Below are 17,842 nucleotides of genomic sequence, written 5' to 3'. Positions count from 1 at the left end.
CGACCATCCCGCCCCCTTTCAGCAGCCCGCCCCCGGGCGCCCTGCGCCTGGAGCTGACCGGCATCACCAAGCGCTACCCGAGCGTGGTGGCCAATGATGGCGTCCAGCTCAAGGTCGCCCCCGGCGAGATCCATGCCGTGCTCGGCGAGAACGGCGCCGGCAAGAGCACCCTGATGAAGATCATCTACGGCGCCGTACAGGCGGATGCCGGCCAGATCCAGTGGAACGGGCGGGAAGTGGTCATCGCCAACCCCTCCGAGGCCCGCCGCCTGGGCATCGGCATGGTGTTCCAGCACTTCTCCCTGTTCGAGACCCTCACGGTGGTCGAGAACATCGCCCTGGCCCTCGACGAACCCTTCGACCTCAAGCGCCTGGCCGAGCGGGTGCGCGAGGTATCCACCCGCTACGGCCTGCCCCTCGACCCCGACCGCCTGGTGCACAGCCTGTCGGTGGGCGAGCGCCAGCGGGTCGAGATCGTGCGCTGCCTGCTGCAGGAACCCCAGCTGCTGATCCTCGACGAACCGACCTCGGTGCTCACCCCCCAGGCCGTGCAGAAGCTCTTCGAGACCCTGCGCCGGCTGGCCGCGGAGGGCGTCAGCATCCTCTACATCAGCCACAAGCTGCACGAGATCCAGAGCCTCTGCCACAGTGCCACGGTGATGCGCGGCGGCAAGGTCACCGGCACCGCCACCCCGTCGCAGGAGACCCCGGCCAGCCTGGCGCGCATGATGATCGGCCGCGAGCTGCCAGTGTGCGAGGTGCCGGCCTATACCGGCGAGGCGCTGCCGGTACTGACGGTGAGCAAGCTGTCGATGATCCCCGACGACCCCTTCGGCACCCAGCTCAAGGACATCGACCTGGAGGTGCGGCGCGGCGAGATCCTCGGCATTGCCGGCATCTCGGGCAACGGCCAGGCGGAGCTGCTGGCGGCCCTGTCGGGCGAAGCGCCCGGCCGCGCCGAAGCGGTCAAGCTGGTCGGCCTGCCGGTGGGCCACCTGGACGCCGGCAAGCGGCGCAAGCGGGGCCTCGCCTTCGTGCCCGAAGAGCGCCTGGGCCGGGGTGCGGTGCCGCCGATGTCCCTGGCCGACAACGCCACCCTGTCGGCCCACGCCCAGGGGCTGGTGAAGAAGGGCTTCCTGCGCCCCAAGGCCGCCTGGGAGTTCGCCAAGACTTGCATCCAGCGCTTCGACGTCCGCTGCGGCGGGCCCGGCGCGGCGGCCCGCAGCCTGTCCGGCGGCAACCTGCAGAAGTTCATCGTCGGCCGCGAGATCATGCAGAAACCCATCGCCATGGTGGTCGCCCAGCCCACCTGGGGGGTGGATGTGGGCGCCGCTGCCTTCCTGCGCCAGACCCTGATCGACCTGTCCCGCTCCGGGGTGGCGATCCTGGTGGTCTCCGAGGAGCTGGAAGAGCTCTTCGAGATCTGCGACCGCATCGCCGTGCTCGCCGAGGGCCGCCTCGGCCCCGCCGTGCCCAAGGCCCACACCAACGCCGAGAAGATCGGCATGCAGATGTCCGGCCTGTTCACCAGCGCCACCGACCGGGAGCCCGACCATGCCGCTGCTTGAACCCCGCCCCACCCCATCGGCGCAGATGCGCCTGTGGTCGCCGCTGATCGCCATCGGCCTGACCCTGCTGGTCGGTTCCCTGCTCTTCCTGTCCCTCGGTAAGGATCCAATCGAAGCCTTCGGCGTGTTCTTCATCCAGCCCCTGTCCTCGGGCAACGGCTGGAGCGAGCTGATGGTCAAGGCCGGGCCGCTGATCCTCATCGCCCAGGGCCTGGCCATCGGCTTCCGGGCGCGCATCTACAACATCGGCGCGGAGGGCCAGCTGATCGCCGGCGCGCTGGCCGGCGGCGGCGTGGCCATCGCCTGCGACGGCATCGACGCCTGGTGGGTGCTGCCCCTGATGGTGGTGGCCGGGGCCATCGGCGGGGCCCTGTGGGGTGCCATCCCGGCCCTGCTGCGCACCCGCTTCAACGCCCAGGAGACCCTCACCACCCTGATGCTCGCCTACGTGGCCAGCTTCGCCCTGTCGTACATGGTGAACGGCCCCTGGCGCGACCCGGAGGGCATGAACTTCCCGCAGTCCATCATGTTCGGTGACCCGGCCCTGTTCAGCCCCTGGTTCGAGGGCATGCGGGTCAACGCCTCGATCCTGATCGCCGCAGTCGCCTCGGTGGGCTTCTGGATCTTCACCTCGCGCAGCTTCCTGGCCTACCAGCTCACGGTGGGCGGCCTGGCCCCGGCGGCGGCCCGCTATGCCGGCTTCTCGGCCGACCGCACGGTGTGGATCAGCCTGCTGCTGTCCGGTCTCACCGCCGGCATCGCCGGGGTCGGCGAGGTGGCCGGGCCGGTGGGCCAGCTCAACCTCAACATCTCGCCGGGCTATGGCTTCGCCGCCATCATCGTGGCTTACCTGGGGCGCCTCAACGCCATCGGCATCGTGCTGGCCGGCCTGCTGATGGCCCTGCTCTACCTCGGCGGCGAGGCGGCCCAGGTGGCCCTGCAGCTCCCCGCGGCCATCACCGGCCTGTTCCAGGGCATGCTGCTGTTCTTCCTGCTGGGCGCCGACGTATTCGTCGACTACCGCCTGCGCCCCCGCCCGAAACCCGTCATCGCCTGAGGACCGCGCCATGCTCGAACACCTGATCCCCGTCCTCGCCGGCACCCTGGCCGCCGCCACACCGCTGATCTTCGCCGGGCTGGGCGAGCTGGTGGCCGAACGCAGCGGCGTCATCAACCTGGGCGTCGAAGGCATGATGCTGATCGGCGCCATCGCCGGTTTTGCCGCTGCAGCCGACAGCGGCGGGGGCGCCCTGGCCGGCCTGCCCGCCGGTGCGGTGGCCGGGGCCCTGGCAGCCCTGGTCTTCGCCGTGCTGTCACTGTCGATGGCAGCCAACCAGGCCGCCTGCGGGCTGGCCCTGACCATCTTCGGCATCGGCCTGTCGGCCTTCATCGGCCAGCACTACGTGAGCTTCAGCCTGCCCGGCCTGCAGCCCCTGGACATCCCGGGGCTGGTGGACATCCCGGTGCTGGGCCGGATCTTCTTCCACCAGGACGCCGTCACCTACCTGGCGCTGATCAGCTTCGGCATCGTCTGGTGGGTGCTCCGCAAGACCCGCCTCGGCCTGATCCTCAAGGCCGTCGGCGAAGCCCCCGACGCGGCCCACGCCATCGGCTACCCGGTGATCGCCATCCGCTATGGCGCCACCCTCTTCGGCGGGGCCATGGCCGGCATGGGCGGGGCCTACCTGTCCACGGTCTACACGCCCCTGTGGGTCCAGAACATGGTCGCCGGCCGCGGCTGGATCGCCATCGCCCTGGTCGTCTTCGCCACCTGGAATCCCACCCGCCTGGTCCTCGGCGCCTGGCTGTTCGGCGGCGTCACCATCCTGCAATTCCACGCCCAGGGCCTGGGCATCGCGGTGCCGGTGCAACTGCTGGCGGCCCTGCCCTACCTGGCCACCGTGGTGGTGCTGGTGCTGATCTCACGCGACAAGCGGCTGCTGCAGCTCAACCTGCCGGCTTCGTTGGGGAAGCCGTGGTTGCCGTAAGGGGGATGCTGTTTCGTGCTCTGGCTTGTGGTGGCTTTGCTGGGCGGCTTTCTGTTGTTTTGCGTTGGATTGGCCGGGAATTTCCCACGGCCGGGTTTGCACACCCGGCCGGCTACGGCGGCGCGGAGCAGTGCTCCGCGAAACCCCGCCTCCGCCCCCGGCGGGCGACCTCCTTTCTTGCTTCGCCAAGAAAGGAGGCAAAGAAGGCGACCCGCCTCCCCGGTCATTCGCTACGCGAATGACTCCCCTGCGCTGCTCACGCCAGGCGGCCGGCGCGGAACTCGCCCTGCGGGCTCAAACAGCCGCGCCGGACTACCCCGCCTGCCGTTCCGCTGCTCGGCGGGTCGGAACGGGCTTTTCGCAAACACCGCGCGTTTGCTGAAGCCTTGGTTGGCTTTCATGGAAAAAGCAAAACCCCAACGTCTCGCATCCACCGGTCTTTCCGTAGAGGCTCGGTGCTTGCTGAAAGCCCGTTCTGACCCGCCGAGCAGCGCAGCAGCGGGCGGGGCTTTCCGGCGCGGCTGTCTGAGGAGGCGTAGCCGACGAGTTCCGCGCCGGCCGCACCATACGAGCAGCGCAGGGGAGTCGTCCGCTACGCGGACGACCGGGGAAGCCGGGTCGCCTTTCTTTCCCCCTTTCTTTGGCGACGCAAAGAAAGGGGTCGCCTGCCGGGGCGAATTCCCGGCCAATCCAACGTAGAACAAAGGAACGCCGCCCAGCAAAGGCGGGTCCCCATAAAGCCCCAGGCGGCCCCACCCACCACAGGATCAACGGACACACCGAGACCATGCCGCACACCAAGACCCTCCTCCTCCGCCACGCCGACCTGGTCGTCACGATGGACCTCCACCGCCGCGAGATCCCCGACGGCGCGGTGTTCATCCGCGGCGGGGTGATCGAAGCCGTGGGCCCCACCGCCGAGCTCCCCGACCACGCCGACGAGGTGCAGGACCTGCGCGGGCGCATCGTGCTGCCCGGCCTGGTGAACACCCATCACCACATGTACCAGAGCCTCACCCGGGTGGTGCCGGGGGCCCAGGACGCGGAGCTGTTCGGCTGGCTGCAGACACTCTACCCCCTGTGGGGCGGGCTCACCCCGGAGATGATCCGGGTGTCCACCCTCACCGCCATGTCGGAGCTGATCCTGTCGGGCTGCACCACCTCGTCCGACCACCTCTACCTCTACCCCAACGGCAGCCGGCTGGACGACAGCATCGAAGCCGCCAGCGAGATCGGCATGCGCTTCCACGCCTGCCGCGGCAGCATGAGCGTGGGCCGCTCGGCCGGGGGGCTGCCGCCCGACGAGTTGGTGGAGGACGAGGACGCCATCCTGGCCGACAGCCGCCGCCTCATCGAGACCTGGCACGACCCGGCCCGCCACGCCATGCTGCGCATCGCCGTGGCGCCCTGCTCGCCCTTCTCGGTGAGCACCGACCTGATGCGCGAATCGGCGCGGCTGGCGCGCAGCTACGGGGTGTCGATGCACACCCATCTGGCCGAGAACGACAACGACGTGGCCTACAGCCGCCAGCGCTTCGGGATGACCCCGGCCGAGTACGCCGAGAGCCTCGGCTGGGTCGGCCACGACGTATGGCATGCCCACTGCGTCAAGCTCGACGCGGCCGGCATCGCCCTGTTTGCCCGCACCGGCACCGGGGTGGCCCACTGCCCCTGCTCCAACATGCGCCTGGCCTCGGGCATCGCCCCCATCCCGGCAATGCGGGCGGCCGGCGTGCCGGTGGGCCTGGGGGTGGACGGCTCGGCCTCCAACGACGGCGCCGACCTGCTCGGCGAGGCCCGCCAGGCCATGCTGCTGGCCCGGGTCGGCCACGGCCCGGCAGCCATGAACGCCCGCCAGGCCCTGGAGCTGGCCACCCTGGGCGGCGCCCGGGTGCTCGGCCGTGACGACATCGGCGCGCTGACCCCCGGCATGAGCGCCGACCTGATCGCCTTCCGCAGCGACACCCTGGCCCTTTCCGGCGCCGCGGTGCATGACCCGGTGGCGGCGCTGGTATTCTGCGCCCCCGAGAAAGTGGACCTGAGCCTCATCAACGGCCGCTGGGTGGTGCAGGACGGCACGCTCCAGACGGTGGACCTGCCCCGTGTGGTGAGCCACCATAACCACCTCGCCCGCCAGCTCGCGGAGGCCCTGTGATCCAGCAACAAACCCTGGCCGCCGGCCACCACGTCCTGGTCCGTGGCCAGGTGCTGCACTACCTGTCCGACCCCGGCCCGGGCGACGACCCGACCGCCTGGGAGTTCTTCGACGACGGCGCCCTGTGGATCATCGACGGACGCATCCACGCCGCCGGCCCGTGGGCCGCGATCCAGGCCAACATGCCGCCCGCCGTGCGCGAGGGCGCCGACTTCCACGACTACCGCGACCACCTGGTGCTGCCCGGCCTGGTGGACACCCACATCCACTACCCCCAGGCCGGCGTCATCGGCTCCTTCGGCCGCCAGTTGCTGGACTGGCTCAACGACTACACCTTTCCCGCCGAGCGCCGCTTCGCCGACTACTCGGTCGCCGAGCAGACCGCCGCCTACGTGGTGGACCGCCTGCTCGCCCATGGCACCACCACCGCGTCGGTGTTCGCCACCGTGCATGCCCACTCGGTGGACGCCTTCTTCCGGGTGGCCGAGGCAAAAAAGCTGCGCATGCTGTGCGGCAAGGTGCTGATGGACCGCAACTGCCCCGACACCCTGCAGGACACCGCCGAGTCCGGCCGCGCCGACAGCCTGGCCCTGATCGAGCGCTGGCACGCCAAGGGCCGCCTGGGCTACACCCTGACCCCGCGCTTCGCCCCCACCTCGACCCGGGAGCAGTTGCAGGCCACCGGCGAGCTCTTCGCCGCCCGGCCGGACCTGCACCTGCAGACCCACCTGGCCGAGAACCCGGCCGAGATCGAATGGGTGAAAAGCCTGTTCCCCGAGCGCGCCAGCTACCTGGACGTCTACGCCCACCACGGCCTGCTCGGGCCACGCAGCATCTACGGCCACTGCATCCACCTGTCCGACGCCGAGCGCCGCCAGATGGCCGCCACCGGCGCGGCGGCAGCCTTCTGCCCCACCTCCAACTTCTTCCTGGGCAGCGGCGCCTTCGATTACGCCGCCAGCAGCGCCGCCGGCATGCGCGTGGGCCTGGCCAGCGACGTGGGCGGCGGCACCGGCTTCAGCCTGATCCGCACCCTCGGCCAGGCCTATGAAGCCAGCCAGATCCACCACACCCCGCTATCCGCCATGCGCGGCTGGTACCTGGCCACCCTGGGCGGCGCCCGTGCGCTCTACCTCGACGACCGCATCGGCAGCTTCCAGCCCGGCCGCGAAGCCGACTTCACGGTACTCGACTGGACAGCCACCCCCGAGCTGGCCTGGCGCATGGACAGCACCCGGACACTTGCCGAAAGGCTGTTCGCGCTGATGATCCTGGGGGATGAACGCTGCGTGAGGGGGACGTATGTGCTGGGGGAGAAGACGTGGCCGGGCGGCCTGGGGGTTTGAGGGTAGCCGGATGCGCGGCGACGGGAAGGCCGCCGAAGGACATGCGCCTCAATCAGACTTGCCCACCCACGCGTTTGAACTTTTCAACAAATGCAGCGATTTTCTGGAACACGCTCTGCTTTTTGGTCAGATATTGCGGATTAAGCGGACTCATTTTGGGCAAGACGGCGTTGAGCTCCGTGCCGCTGTCACTGGCAAACTCTCGCTTGAGTGAGGTAGTGATATAGCGCCTGGCAGCCTCTGCATTCAGGCCCTCGTCGCTGATCAGCTCTTGCGCCTCGCGCTGCTGTTCCGCTTGTGCGAAGGTAAAGAAGGCATCAATCACACTGGCCTTATCGCCAATCCGATCCAGGTCGGTTTGATTAATAAAATCAACCAGCAAGCTCTCTTTGGCACGATTGCCCAGGCTGGCGCGAATCACCCGGCGTACATCTTCGACCAGCGAGGCTTTGTCCTTGATCTTTTTATTGTGCTCAAAGATCAATTCCAGAATGTAGTCCAGGTTGATCTCCTGTGACTTCAGCAGGTCCACCTCGAAGACCACGTCATCCCAGTCAATGGTGGATTTTTCCTTTTCAGAACCGGACTTCTCCCGACGCAGCCAATCGCGAACGTCGTTGTAGGTTGAACGGTAGTCTTGAATTTTCCGTTCAGCCGGTATCTTGATGGCTTGCAGCACTGCCAAGTCTTCATCGTTTAGATAATGCCTGGCCTTGAACGCCTCAACCGCAACCGGGTCGTCCATATCGACGCTCTGCAAGGCTTTCAGGCTGGCAAATTCGTCGTAGTTTTGCAGCACGTTTTCAACGCGCAAATACTCGCCGAACAGCTTGACGAAGGCCTTCTTGTCGGACTCCTTTTCAATCGCCGAGGGGTCAGGAAAGCGCTGCTCCAACTCCCTCACCACCTCCACAAAGCCCCGCCTCGCCTCACCAGTCACTACATCGGTGAAGCCTTCCATGTATTCCTTGTAGCTCTTCTCCAACACCACGTTCCTGGTGTTGTTGTTGCCGAACAGGGTGATGGCGTCGACAGTCGCCTGTTCCAGGTCACGGAAAGTGACGATATTGCCAAAGGTCTTGGTGGCATCAAAGATGCGGTTGGTACGCGAGTAGGCCTGCATCAAACCGTGGTAGCGCAGGTTCTTATCTACAAACAAGGTGTTCAGCGTGGGGGCATCAAAGCCGGTCAGGAACATGCCGACCACGATCAGCAGATCGATTTCCTTGGCTTTCACCTGCTTGGCCAGGTCGCGGTAATAGTTCTGAAAGCCGTTGCTGTCGACGCTGAAATTGGTCTTGAACAGCGCGTTGTAATCAGCAATGGCCGCACTCAGAAACTCCTTGGCGCTGACACTCATGGCTGAAACATCGAAGCTTTCATCCTGAATGTCGCCCACCGCATCCTGCTCCTCGTTGGCGGCAAACGAGAAGATGGTGGCGACCTTCAGGGGTTTGTCGCTGTCCTTTTGCAGTGCCTTGAACGACTCGTAGTACAGCTTGGCCGCGTCCACACTGCTCACCGCGAACATGGCGTTGAAACCCTTGGCACCCGCTTGCAGGCGGTGCGTCTTCTGCCGGAAGTTGTTCAGGATGTACTGCGTGATCTCGCGGATGCGGTCGGGGTGCAGCAGGGCTTGCCTGTTCTCCGCAGCGCTCAGCTTCTTCTCGTCCTTCTCTGTTTCGATGGCCTTGAACTGCGGGCGCACATCGTTGTAGTCCACCTTGAACTTCAGCACCTTCTCGTCCCGAATGGCATCGGTGATCACGTACGAATGCAGTTCGCGGCCAAAGACACTGGCGGTGGTTTCGGCACCCAACGCGTTCTGCGCAAAGATCGGCGTGCCGGTAAAACCGAACTGGTAGAACCGCTTGAACTTCTTCTTCAGGTTCTTCTGCGCTTCACCAAACTGGCTGCGGTGGCACTCGTCAAAAATAAAGACCACCTGCTTAGCGTAGATGGGCAGATCGCTCTCACTCTTCATCAGGTTGTTGAGCTTCTGGATGGTGGTGACGATGATCTTGTTGTCGTCCTTATCCAGATTTCGCTTGAGGCCAGCGGTGCTGTCCGAGCCATTCACGCTGTCCGGTGAAAAGCGCTGGTATTCCTTCATGGTCTGGTAGTCCAGATCCTTGCGGTCCACCACAAAGAACACCTTGTCGATAAACTCCAGTTCAGTGGCCAGCCGAGCCGCCTTGAAGCTGGTCAGCGTCTTGCCCGAGCCGGTGGTGTGCCAGATGAAACCACCGCTTTCCGTATTGCTCCAGCTCCTGGCCTGCCAAGCGCTGTTGATCTTCCACAGAATGCGCTCGGTGGCGGCAATCTGGTACGGGCGCATCACCAGCAGCGTGTTGCTGGTATCGAATACCGAGTAGCGCAGCAGCACCTTCAGCAGCGTGTCTTTCTGGAAGAAGGTAGCGGTGAAGTCTTTCAGGTCTTTGATCAAGCCGTTATCCGACTTCGCCCAGTTCATGGTGAAGTCGAAGCTATTCTTGTTGCGCTGGGTGGTGTTGGCGAAGTAGCGGCAGTCAGTGCCGTTGGAGATCACGAATAGCTGCAGGTACTTGAACAGGGACTGGGTGCTGTTGAAACTCTCCTTGCTGTAGCGATGCACCTGGTTGAAAGCCTCGCGGATCGCCACACCACGCTTCTTCAACTCCACCTGCACCAGCGGCAGGCCGTTGACCAGAATGGTCACGTCGTAGCGGTTGGCGTGTGAGCCGGCTTGCTCAAACTGCTTGATGACCTGCATCTTGTTACGGGCGATGTTCTTTTTGTCCAGCAGGTAGATGTTCTGGATATGCCCATCGTCAAAGACAAAGTCGTGTACGTAGTCGTCGTGAATCTTGCGGGTTTTCTCGACGATGCCATCGCTGGGCTTGTCCAGCCAGGTCTCCACAAAACGCAGCCATTCGCCATCGGAAAACTGCACATTGTTCAGCACCTGCAAAGCGCCGCGCACATTGGCCAGCAGCTTCTCCAGCGTGTTCAGGCCGGGCGCATAATCATAGCCCTGACTCTGCAAATCCTGAATGAACTCCCGCTCCAGATCGTATTCGCTTTGGTAGCTTTCGTTCGCCTGCCATTCTTTGACGTACTTATCCAGGACAATGAAGTTTTTCGATTCGGCAATGGTCTTGTAGTCGCTCATTCTTCAGCGCCCTTCTTTTTCAGCAGTCTTTTCACTTCACGATCAAAGTCAGATTCGATGCGTTGCTGCTTGTTGAATTTCTCGTATTCCGCAATGGCTTTCTGATCGGCCTGCTTTCGGCTGACTGATCCGTATCCCTCCAGAATCTGGTATTCATTGAAAGACAGAAACTTGTTCACGCTTTCGGCAAAGCTCTCCATCGTGAAGGTATTTCGCCGCTCGATGATACCCTCGATGTAATCAAAAAACGCGGCGACGGCCCGCTCAAGCTTCTTGATTTCCTCTTCACTCAAGTAATTCTTGGCCACAAGCGAATCGGACTTCAGCACCCGCCCACCCGGTGCATTTTTATACGTGCTCATGCCCATCAAGGGCTTGCTGGCATCAGCCTTCAGCGAAATTATTTCTGCTGACGTGTGGCCGGTAATCGCAAAATGAAACTTGTCCTGCACATGAGCGTAAAAAAGACGAGTGGTTTCAGACTTCGGGTCGTAATCTTTGCTGCACTCGGCAAAAATATCCGTGATCTGCTGATAAATCCGCCGCTCGCTGGCGCGAATGGAGCGCACCCGCTCCAGCAACTCACGGAAATAGTCCTTACCAAAAAAGCGGCCATTTTTCAGCCGCTCATCATCCATGGCAAAGCCCTTGATGATGTACTCCTTGATCAGCTGGGTGGCCCAAATACGAAACTGGGTTGCCTGCGCCGAGTTCACCCGGTAACCGACTGAAATCACCGCATCGAGGTTGTAGTACTTGACCTGTTGCGTCTGGGTCAGGCCTGCCACCGCACCGTGCTCAGTGGTTGTTTCCAAAATGGAAACAACCACTTCTTCTGCCAGTTCACCACGGTCAAAGATATTCTTCAGATGCTTGGAAATGGCCGGAACGCCGACACCAAACAGTTCGGCCATGCGCTTCTGGGTCAGCCAGATGCTCTCATTGCTGAGCAGAACCTCAACCTTGATGCTGCCGTTGGGGGCGGTGTAGAGCAGGAACTCAGTGGTTTGGTCCTGCAGGCTCAGGGGGCCTTTGTTCATGCCCTCAGCCCTCCTTCTGCTGCCAAAAGCCGTGGCTCTTGATGATGTGCTCCACCAACCTCACCAGAATCTGCTTCTCCTCAGGTTTCAGCGGAGCTACTTCTTCGGCAGCGTGCTTTGAATGACTTGAAAAATTCACTATTCGTTTTGCAACCGGATCAGGCAGGCCGTCGCTCTTATCTGGCAGAAGGAGCTCCCACCTCTTGTAGCCGAGAAATGTTGCTGTCTTTTCTAGGACATTTCTTAGCAAGTTGAAGTGATACTTTTCAATCTGTCCGGTCTTTATCGCTTCCTCAAGCAAAGCAATCAAGTGCAGGTGATAGGCGAACGGAGAATCGTTTGGCTGCTCTGAAAGATTGAGACTGCCATCGCTATCTTTCTCTAATCGTGACTTGCTGAACCATTTCGATTTCCAGCTATAACGATCGGTTTTTTCATCGCTACCGAACTCGTTGCATAGCACGTTAAAGAAAAGTGGACTATGTGTCGTGATGACAAATTTGATATTTGATTTGTTTAATTTAATAAGTTGCGCCAAGTCTATGGCCAGCTGAATCAGGTGATTGTCATCCAGAGAGCTGACAGGATCATCAATGAATACATATTCCAAGCTGTCAAATGGGGTTTGCTCAGGGAAGTCAGGCTGAACATCATTGAGTGTGAGAATCGCCTGCTCTACCAAAGAGTAGAAAATACTCCATATAAAACTATTTTCTTCACCTTTGGATATTTTCAAATTATCCGTGCGCTCATCATCGCCGCGCTCCAGCGAAAAAGTCACCTCCGAAAACGCTTTAACCGTGACCTCCTTATCGTCCTCGCCTTTGGCTTTGTACTCTTCGTTGAATCGCGGCGTGAGCTTGTCGTTGGCGTAACGCTGAAAGTTCGTGATGATATTCTGGTCCTGCCCTTGGTCCTTCAGTACCCAGTCGGTAAACGAGTTGGGCTGGATTTTCAGCTTGTGCACGGCGTCCAGCGCCAGATTGTTATCCCAGTAAAACAAGTCTTCGGTGAAGGCGTTGTAATACAGCATCTTGTTGCGCGAAAACTCGGCTTGATCGGCTTCTTCATCATCGTCGGCCTTGAACTTCCGCGACAGGCGTGTCTTGCCCGTGCCGTTGAAGGCATAGATCAGTTGCACCTTTTTATTGGCGGCTCTCAACTGCTGAGAGATTTCGGTCAGCGTCTTGCCCATGTTATGCCCCTACCTCTTTCGGCTTGGGAAAACTCAACAACAAGTCACGGTAGTGCTCGTATTGCTTCTTGCGCAGCTCGATTTCGCGGGGCAGGCCTTCGCTGATGGAGTGGGTCAGGGCGTCGAATTTGTCCAGGATGGCGACGATTCGCGCTTGCTCAGAGAGAGACTTTTCGCGGTCATCCGGATACGGAACAGGAATAGAAATCTTGGAAAAGCCATTGATCAACAGGGTATTGACCTTGGTCCTAGCAACATATTTCGCCTTTTCGGCAATGAATGAGGCGGTCTGCATGCAATAGGAGACAAACTTCGGATTCATAGCGTGCCGAAAAGCATAGCAGTGATCGTGAATGGCAACCTTTCCGTCACCAAGCCATGCCACAGCTTTGCCGACATCTTCCACTGTCTCGCCGACATCGGTGATCACCACGTCGCCCGGCTCTGCATAGCGCAGCGATTCAGCCATATCGTCTCTGACCTGAGAGTGTGCGTAGGTTGCAAACACGCCGTACCGAGTGTAGATCTCACCGTAGTGGATGACACTGATTCCGTCTTCGACATAATCAGCCTTCGTAAAGCGTTTGCCGCGAATAAACTCCCCGATTTCGCTCAGCGCTTTCCACTCGACATTTCCGCCTTCAAAGCTTAACAACTTATCTCGATAGTAGCTGTATTGTTTCTTGCGTGCGGTAAGCTCGGCGGTAAGCTCGGCGGTAAGCTCGGCGAAGGAGTCAAGTATGCGGACGATTTCGGCCTGAATTTCAAGTGACCTTTTGGCATTTTCTGGGCAAGGGATGGGAATTCGATAATTTAATATTGACGATTTATCCCCGCGTGGCATCTTTGCGCCTTTTGCGTTCTGCATGCTGTACGCAAAAAACTCATCTGAAGACAAAAGACAATAGAGAAATTTCGAGTCTACAAATGATTTTCTCTTGTTCTGGATGCGTACGGCAAGTACATCACCGCTACAGCCGCCCGAGTTTGTCGCTCTCCAAACCTTCTTTAGGTATGGGCGAATATTGCCGAGCAGGATGTCTCCCGGTTCGTATGCCGTCAAACGCTCCGTGTTAGGCAGGTAGGTTGCGTTAACTCGCCCGCCTTTGTCAGCGACAAGGTTATCTACTCCTACGAATGAAGTCGCATCTAGTTCTGCAGCATCAACTCGCGTCGGCGAATATTCCGCTACATCTCCCAATGCCTTCCATTCCACCGCGCCCCCATCCAGCAGCTTCTCCATAAAGCCCACGCTGCTCATGCCTCCAGCTCCTCGCCTTCGATCTCGGCCACGATGGCGTCAATCTCCTTACGCAGCTGGTCGATCCGGGACGCGGTGGTTTTCAGTTCGGCATTGAGCTGGACAATGTCCACCACCTCGCGGCTGTCCCTGGCTTCGATATAGCTACTCACCGACAGGTTGTAGTCGTTGGCCACGATGGCTTCAAAGCGCTCCGATTTGGCGAAGTGCGCGACATCGACCTTGCTGTCGAAGACCTGCATGATCTCTTCGATGTGCTGGTCGGACAACTCGTTGTTATTGGTTTTCTTATCGAACAAGCCGCTGGCGTCGATAAACTGGATGGTGGTGTCGGTTTTGTGTTTGGACAGCACCAGGATGTTCACCGCGATGGTGGTGCCATAAAACAGGTTGGAGGCCAGCGAAATCACCGTCTCCACATAGTTGTTGTCCACCAGGTATTGGCGGATCTTCTGTTCGGCGCCACCCCGGTAGAAGATGCCGGGGAAGCAGACGATGGCGGCGCGGCCTTTGGCCGAGAGGTAGCTGAGCGCATGCAGCACAAAGGCGAAGTCGGCCTTGGATTTGGGCGCGAGGACACCGGCTGGGGCAAAGCGGTCGTCGTTGATCAGGGTCGGGTCGTCCGAGCCTTTCCATTTCACCGAGTAGGGCGGGTTGGAGACGATGGCGTCAAACGGTTTGTCATCGCCGAAGTGGGGCTCGATGAGGGTGTCGCCCAGCTGGATGTTGAACTTGTCGTAGTTGACGTTGTGCAAGAACATGTTCATCCGCGCCAGGTTGTAGGTGGTGTGGTTGAGTTCCTGCCCGAAGAAGCCGTCTTCGATGATGTGTTCATCGAAGTGCTTCTTGGCTTGCAGCAGCAGTGAGCCGGAGCCGCAGGCCGGGTCGTAAATCTTGTTGATGCTGGTCTGCCCGTGCATGGCGAGGCGGGCGATCAGCTTGGAGACCTTCTGCGGCGTGAAGAACTCGCCGCCGGACTTGCCGGCGTTGGCGGCGTAGTTGGAGATGAGGTACTCATAGGCGTCACCGAACAGGTCAATCTGGCTGTCGTCAAAGTTGCCAAAGTCCAGGTCGGCCACGCCTTTGAGCACAGCCGCCAGGCGGGTGTTTTTGTCCCTGACCGTGTTGCCCAGGCGATTGCTGGTGGTGTCAAAGTCAGCAAACAGGCCTTTGATGTCCTGCTCGGAGGGGTAGCCGCTGGCGGACGCTTCAATGTCGGCAAATATTTTGGCCAGGTCGGTATTCAGGCTTTCGTTGGTACTGGCCTTGGCGGCCACGTTGACAAATAGCTGGCTGGGCTTGATGAAGTAACCCTTGGTCTTGATGGCGTCATCCTTGATCTCCGGGGTGATGACGCTATCGGACAGTTCGGCATACTTGATACTGTCGTCACCGCCTTCGATGTATGCCGCAAAGTTTTCGCTGATGAAACGATAGAACAGGGAACCGAGCACGTATTGCTTGAAATCCCAACCGTCGACCGCGCCACGCACCTCGTTGGCGATTCCCCAGATTCGGCGTTGCAGTTCGGCGCGTTGTTGGATGCTTGTCATCGTAAAAAGTCCAGTTTCAATTCATTTGGTTCGACTCAAGCACGGGGCGTGAGCCAAAGGAACCAGGTTGCTGCGGCACCATGCTCGAGTTCTATCTCCCAAACACTATTGCCTGGAAGATAGAAGCCGTTTGATTCATCAGGCCGATGCTGAACTATCGCCCAAGCTCTATCGCCCATCCATCACCGATAGGGCATGAGTTGTCCGATAGCCCGTTCATCTCAACGCCTAGTACCGCCGCCAGCGGCTGTTGCCCTCAAAACGCAGCTATCCGCGTTCGACCAGTTCTTCCAGTGAGCGCGTGACCTGCTTGGGGTGAATCTCACCGCCGACGCGCTTGTGGATATCGCTGATCGCAGATCCGGGGTAGCACTGCTGGTCTTCAAGCACTAGGGCTGTCAGGCGATGTGGTTCGATGCGCTTGAGCGTGGTCGCCCCGGCGAACTTGAGGCTGCGCAGCAGGCCCGGATCAACAAAATAGCGCGTGGCATGGGTATGCGGATTCATCGATCTCAGAGCGCAGGGAATGTCCACGATCTGCAGATATTGGCGCTCAAAGCGGTTCTTGAATCGCTCTAAATCGTCATCAGTTTATCAGGCAGGGACAGCCTTCGGATTCGGCCCGTACTCGTTGGCCTCCGGCTGGCTGTCCTGGATGGCGAAGAAGATCAGGATCAGTGCGCCGATCAGCGGCACGATCATCAGCAGGGCCCACCAGCCGCTGCGGCCGATGTCGTGCAGGCGGCGGACCGTCACGGCCACGCTGGGCACCATCACCGCCAGGCTGTAGAGGCCGGACAGCACATCCCCCAGGCCGCCCTCGCCACCGCCGCCCACCAGGGTCAGCACGATCATGATCACTAGGTTGAAGAGGGCGAACATCCAGTATTCCTTGCGCTGGGCACGCCCCTTGAAATCGGCGTACTGGCGAAATGCCTTCAGATACCACTCCATGGAAAGCTCCTTGTGCGAGAGAAGAACGGGTCGGGTCTTTCAGCACCATAGCATGGCGTCGCCGCCGTAACGCACGGCTGGCTGGCGTCACCACCGGCTCACCCGCCAGGAAAAATCCAATACGAATAGCCGCTCCGTGAATTCAGTCGCGCCCGGCCCGAACAAATCCTTGCAGGCCCTTGCGCCCCTGGTCCAGGCTCCTTATGTTGTTGGTCCGATAACAATAAATAGCCCGGGAGCCTGCTCATGCCTCACACCGCCCACCTCGTCGATCAGACCTGGCAAGTCCTCACCGAGACCTGCTCCGCCGAGGTCCGTGCCGAGGTGGCCCGTATCGTTGCGCAGGACAAGGCCGACCTTGCCGCCACCTTTTACCGCTTCATGCTCGAGGACGAGGGCGCCCAGCCCTTCCTCTCCGTGACCACCGTCGAGGCCCGTCTCAAGCCGGGGCTGCAACGCTGGCTGGGGGTGCTGTTCGGGCATACCAGCCGGGACGAGCTGGCCGGTGCGCTGGCCCTGCAGCGGCATGTGGGCGAGGTGCACGCCCGCGCCCAGATCCCGGTGAACCTGGTGGCTCGCGGGCTGCGCCTGCTCAAGCACGAAATCAACACGCGCCTGCTCGCCACGCCCCTGGGCCGCAACGAGCTGGTGAGCGCGGTGCTCTACGTGGACCGCCTGACCGACGTGGCCTTCGAGGAGATGAGTGCGGCCTTCATCCAGTCATCCGAGCGCAGCGTGCGCACCGACGAGGCCTACCGCATGTTCGCGGCCGGGCGGGACCTTGCCCTGGAACGCGAAAAACAGTCGGTGGCGGTGCTGGAGTGGGAGGCCCGCTTCTACCGCCTGCTCGCCGCCGGCTCGTCCTTCGACGACATGTCCAGCCTGGCCGACTCCGAGTTCGGCCTGTGGCTCAACCACAAGGCGCCGCTGCTCTTCGACGAAACGCGGGAGCTGCCGCTGATCATCGAGTGCGTCGATCGCATCGATCAATCCCTCTTTCCGCAGCTCGTCTTCGGGCGTGACAAGGATCTCCAGTCCGAAGCCAACCGGGCCCTGGCCAAGGCCGTGCTGGTGGAGGTGGACGAGATCAAGTTCCTGCTGCGCTCGATGTTCGACCGCCTGGTGGACCTGGACGTGGGCCGCGATGTGCTGACCCAGCTCTTCAACCGGCGCTTCCTGCCCTCCATCCTCAAGCGCGAGATCGGCCTTGCGCGACGCAACGAGGAGAGCTTCTGCGTGCTGATGCTCGACATCGACCACTTCAAGCGGGTCAACGACGAGCACGGCCACGACGCGGGCGACCGGGTGCTGCAGCATGTGGCGGGCCAGATCATGAGCCAGGTGCGGGGGGGCGACTTTGTCTTCCGCTACGGTGGCGAGGAGTTTCTCGCGGTGCTGGCTGCCATCGACGAGGAGCGGGCGCGGGCGGTGGCCGACAAGCTGCGCCGGCGCATTGGCGAGCTGGACATCCCCCTGTCGGGCGAGCGCAACATCCGGGTCACGGTAAGCATCGGCCTTGCCGCCAATGATGGCCACCCGGACTACCAGCGGATCATCGAACGCGCCGACAAGGCGCTGTACTGCGCCAAGGAGTCCGGCCGGAACCGGGTCTCCAGCGCCTGATATCATTC

13 protein-coding genes are annotated in these 17,842 nt (G+C 61.3%); 6 read left to right on the top strand and 7 right to left on the bottom strand.

Going from position 1 to position 17,842, the window contains the following annotated elements:
• Nucleotides 1-5 precede the first annotated feature (5 nt).
• From HHL15_RS10675 to guaD, 5 genes are all read left to right on the top strand, one after another.
• A complete protein-coding gene (locus HHL15_RS10675; RefSeq protein WP_408065724.1) occupies nt 6-1,568 on the top strand; it encodes an ABC transporter ATP-binding protein in 1,563 nt (520 codons plus the stop codon).
• Nucleotides 1,555-2,625, top strand: a complete 1,071-nt coding sequence (locus HHL15_RS10670; RefSeq protein WP_169145747.1) for an ABC transporter permease — start codon at nt 1,555-1,557, stop codon at nt 2,623-2,625. Before HHL15_RS10675 ends, HHL15_RS10670 begins: the two co-directional genes overlap by 14 nt.
• Nucleotides 2,626-2,635: 10 nt before the next feature.
• Entirely contained in the window at nt 2,636-3,556 is a 921-nt protein-coding gene (locus HHL15_RS10665; RefSeq protein WP_169145746.1) for an ABC transporter permease, read from the top strand.
• A 787-nt stretch (nt 3,557-4,343) separates the two neighbouring features.
• The gene (locus tag HHL15_RS10660) at nt 4,344-5,711 is read left to right on the top strand and encodes an 8-oxoguanine deaminase (protein WP_169145745.1); all 1,368 of its coding nucleotides are present in this window, start codon (nt 4,344-4,346) and stop codon (nt 5,709-5,711) included.
• Nucleotides 5,708-7,057: a guanine deaminase gene (guaD, locus tag HHL15_RS10655; RefSeq protein ID WP_328825021.1), complete on the top strand. Its 1,350-nt coding sequence runs from the start codon at nt 5,708-5,710 to the stop codon at nt 7,055-7,057. The genes HHL15_RS10660 and guaD overlap by 4 nt, the downstream gene beginning before the upstream one ends.
• Before the next feature lie 52 nt (nt 7,058-7,109).
• Here guaD and HHL15_RS10650 read toward each other — a convergent pair whose 3' ends face one another.
• The 7 genes from HHL15_RS10650 to HHL15_RS10620 form a co-directional block, all read right to left on the bottom strand.
• Nucleotides 7,110-10,208: a type I restriction endonuclease subunit R gene (locus HHL15_RS10650; protein WP_169145744.1), complete on the bottom strand. Its 3,099-nt coding sequence runs from the start codon at nt 10,206-10,208 to the stop codon at nt 7,110-7,112.
• Entirely contained in the window at nt 10,205-11,248 is a 1,044-nt protein-coding gene (locus HHL15_RS10645) for a virulence RhuM family protein (protein ID WP_169145743.1), read from the bottom strand. The genes HHL15_RS10650 and HHL15_RS10645 overlap by 4 nt, the downstream gene beginning before the upstream one ends.
• Nucleotides 11,249-11,252: 4 nt before the next feature.
• Nucleotides 11,253-12,443, bottom strand: coding sequence for an AAA family ATPase (locus tag HHL15_RS10640; RefSeq protein WP_169145742.1), 1,191 nt, complete (start codon nt 12,441-12,443; stop codon nt 11,253-11,255).
• 1 nt (nt 12,444) lies between these two features.
• Entirely contained in the window at nt 12,445-13,704 is a 1,260-nt protein-coding gene (locus tag HHL15_RS10635) for a restriction endonuclease subunit S (protein ID WP_169145741.1), read from the bottom strand.
• Entirely contained in the window at nt 13,701-15,257 is a 1,557-nt protein-coding gene (locus HHL15_RS10630) for a type I restriction-modification system subunit M (RefSeq protein WP_169145740.1), read from the bottom strand. Before HHL15_RS10630 ends, HHL15_RS10635 begins: the two co-directional genes overlap by 4 nt.
• Nucleotides 15,258-15,524: 267 nt before the next feature.
• Nucleotides 15,525-15,764: a hypothetical protein gene (locus HHL15_RS10625; RefSeq protein ID WP_206198711.1), complete on the bottom strand. Its 240-nt coding sequence runs from the start codon at nt 15,762-15,764 to the stop codon at nt 15,525-15,527.
• A gap of 87 nt (nt 15,765-15,851) precedes the next feature.
• Nucleotides 15,852-16,211 (bottom strand): DUF805 domain-containing protein, encoded by a 360-nt coding sequence (locus tag HHL15_RS10620; protein WP_169145739.1) that lies wholly within the window; start codon nt 16,209-16,211, stop codon nt 15,852-15,854.
• A 246-nt stretch (nt 16,212-16,457) separates the two neighbouring features.
• Here HHL15_RS10620 and HHL15_RS10615 point away from each other — a divergent pair, with 246 nt between their 5' ends.
• On the top strand, nt 16,458-17,834 hold the full coding sequence (locus tag HHL15_RS10615) for a GGDEF domain-containing protein (protein ID WP_169145738.1): 1,377 nt from the start codon (nt 16,458-16,460) through the stop codon (nt 17,832-17,834).
• Nucleotides 17,835-17,842 lie beyond the last annotated feature (8 nt).

The organism is Zoogloea dura (genome assembly GCF_012927165.1).
Taxonomy (GTDB): Bacteria; Pseudomonadota; Gammaproteobacteria; order Burkholderiales; family Rhodocyclaceae; genus Zoogloea; species Zoogloea dura.
The sequence above is the reverse complement of the archived record's forward strand: the minus strand, read 5'-3'. Positions and strand labels throughout refer to the sequence as shown.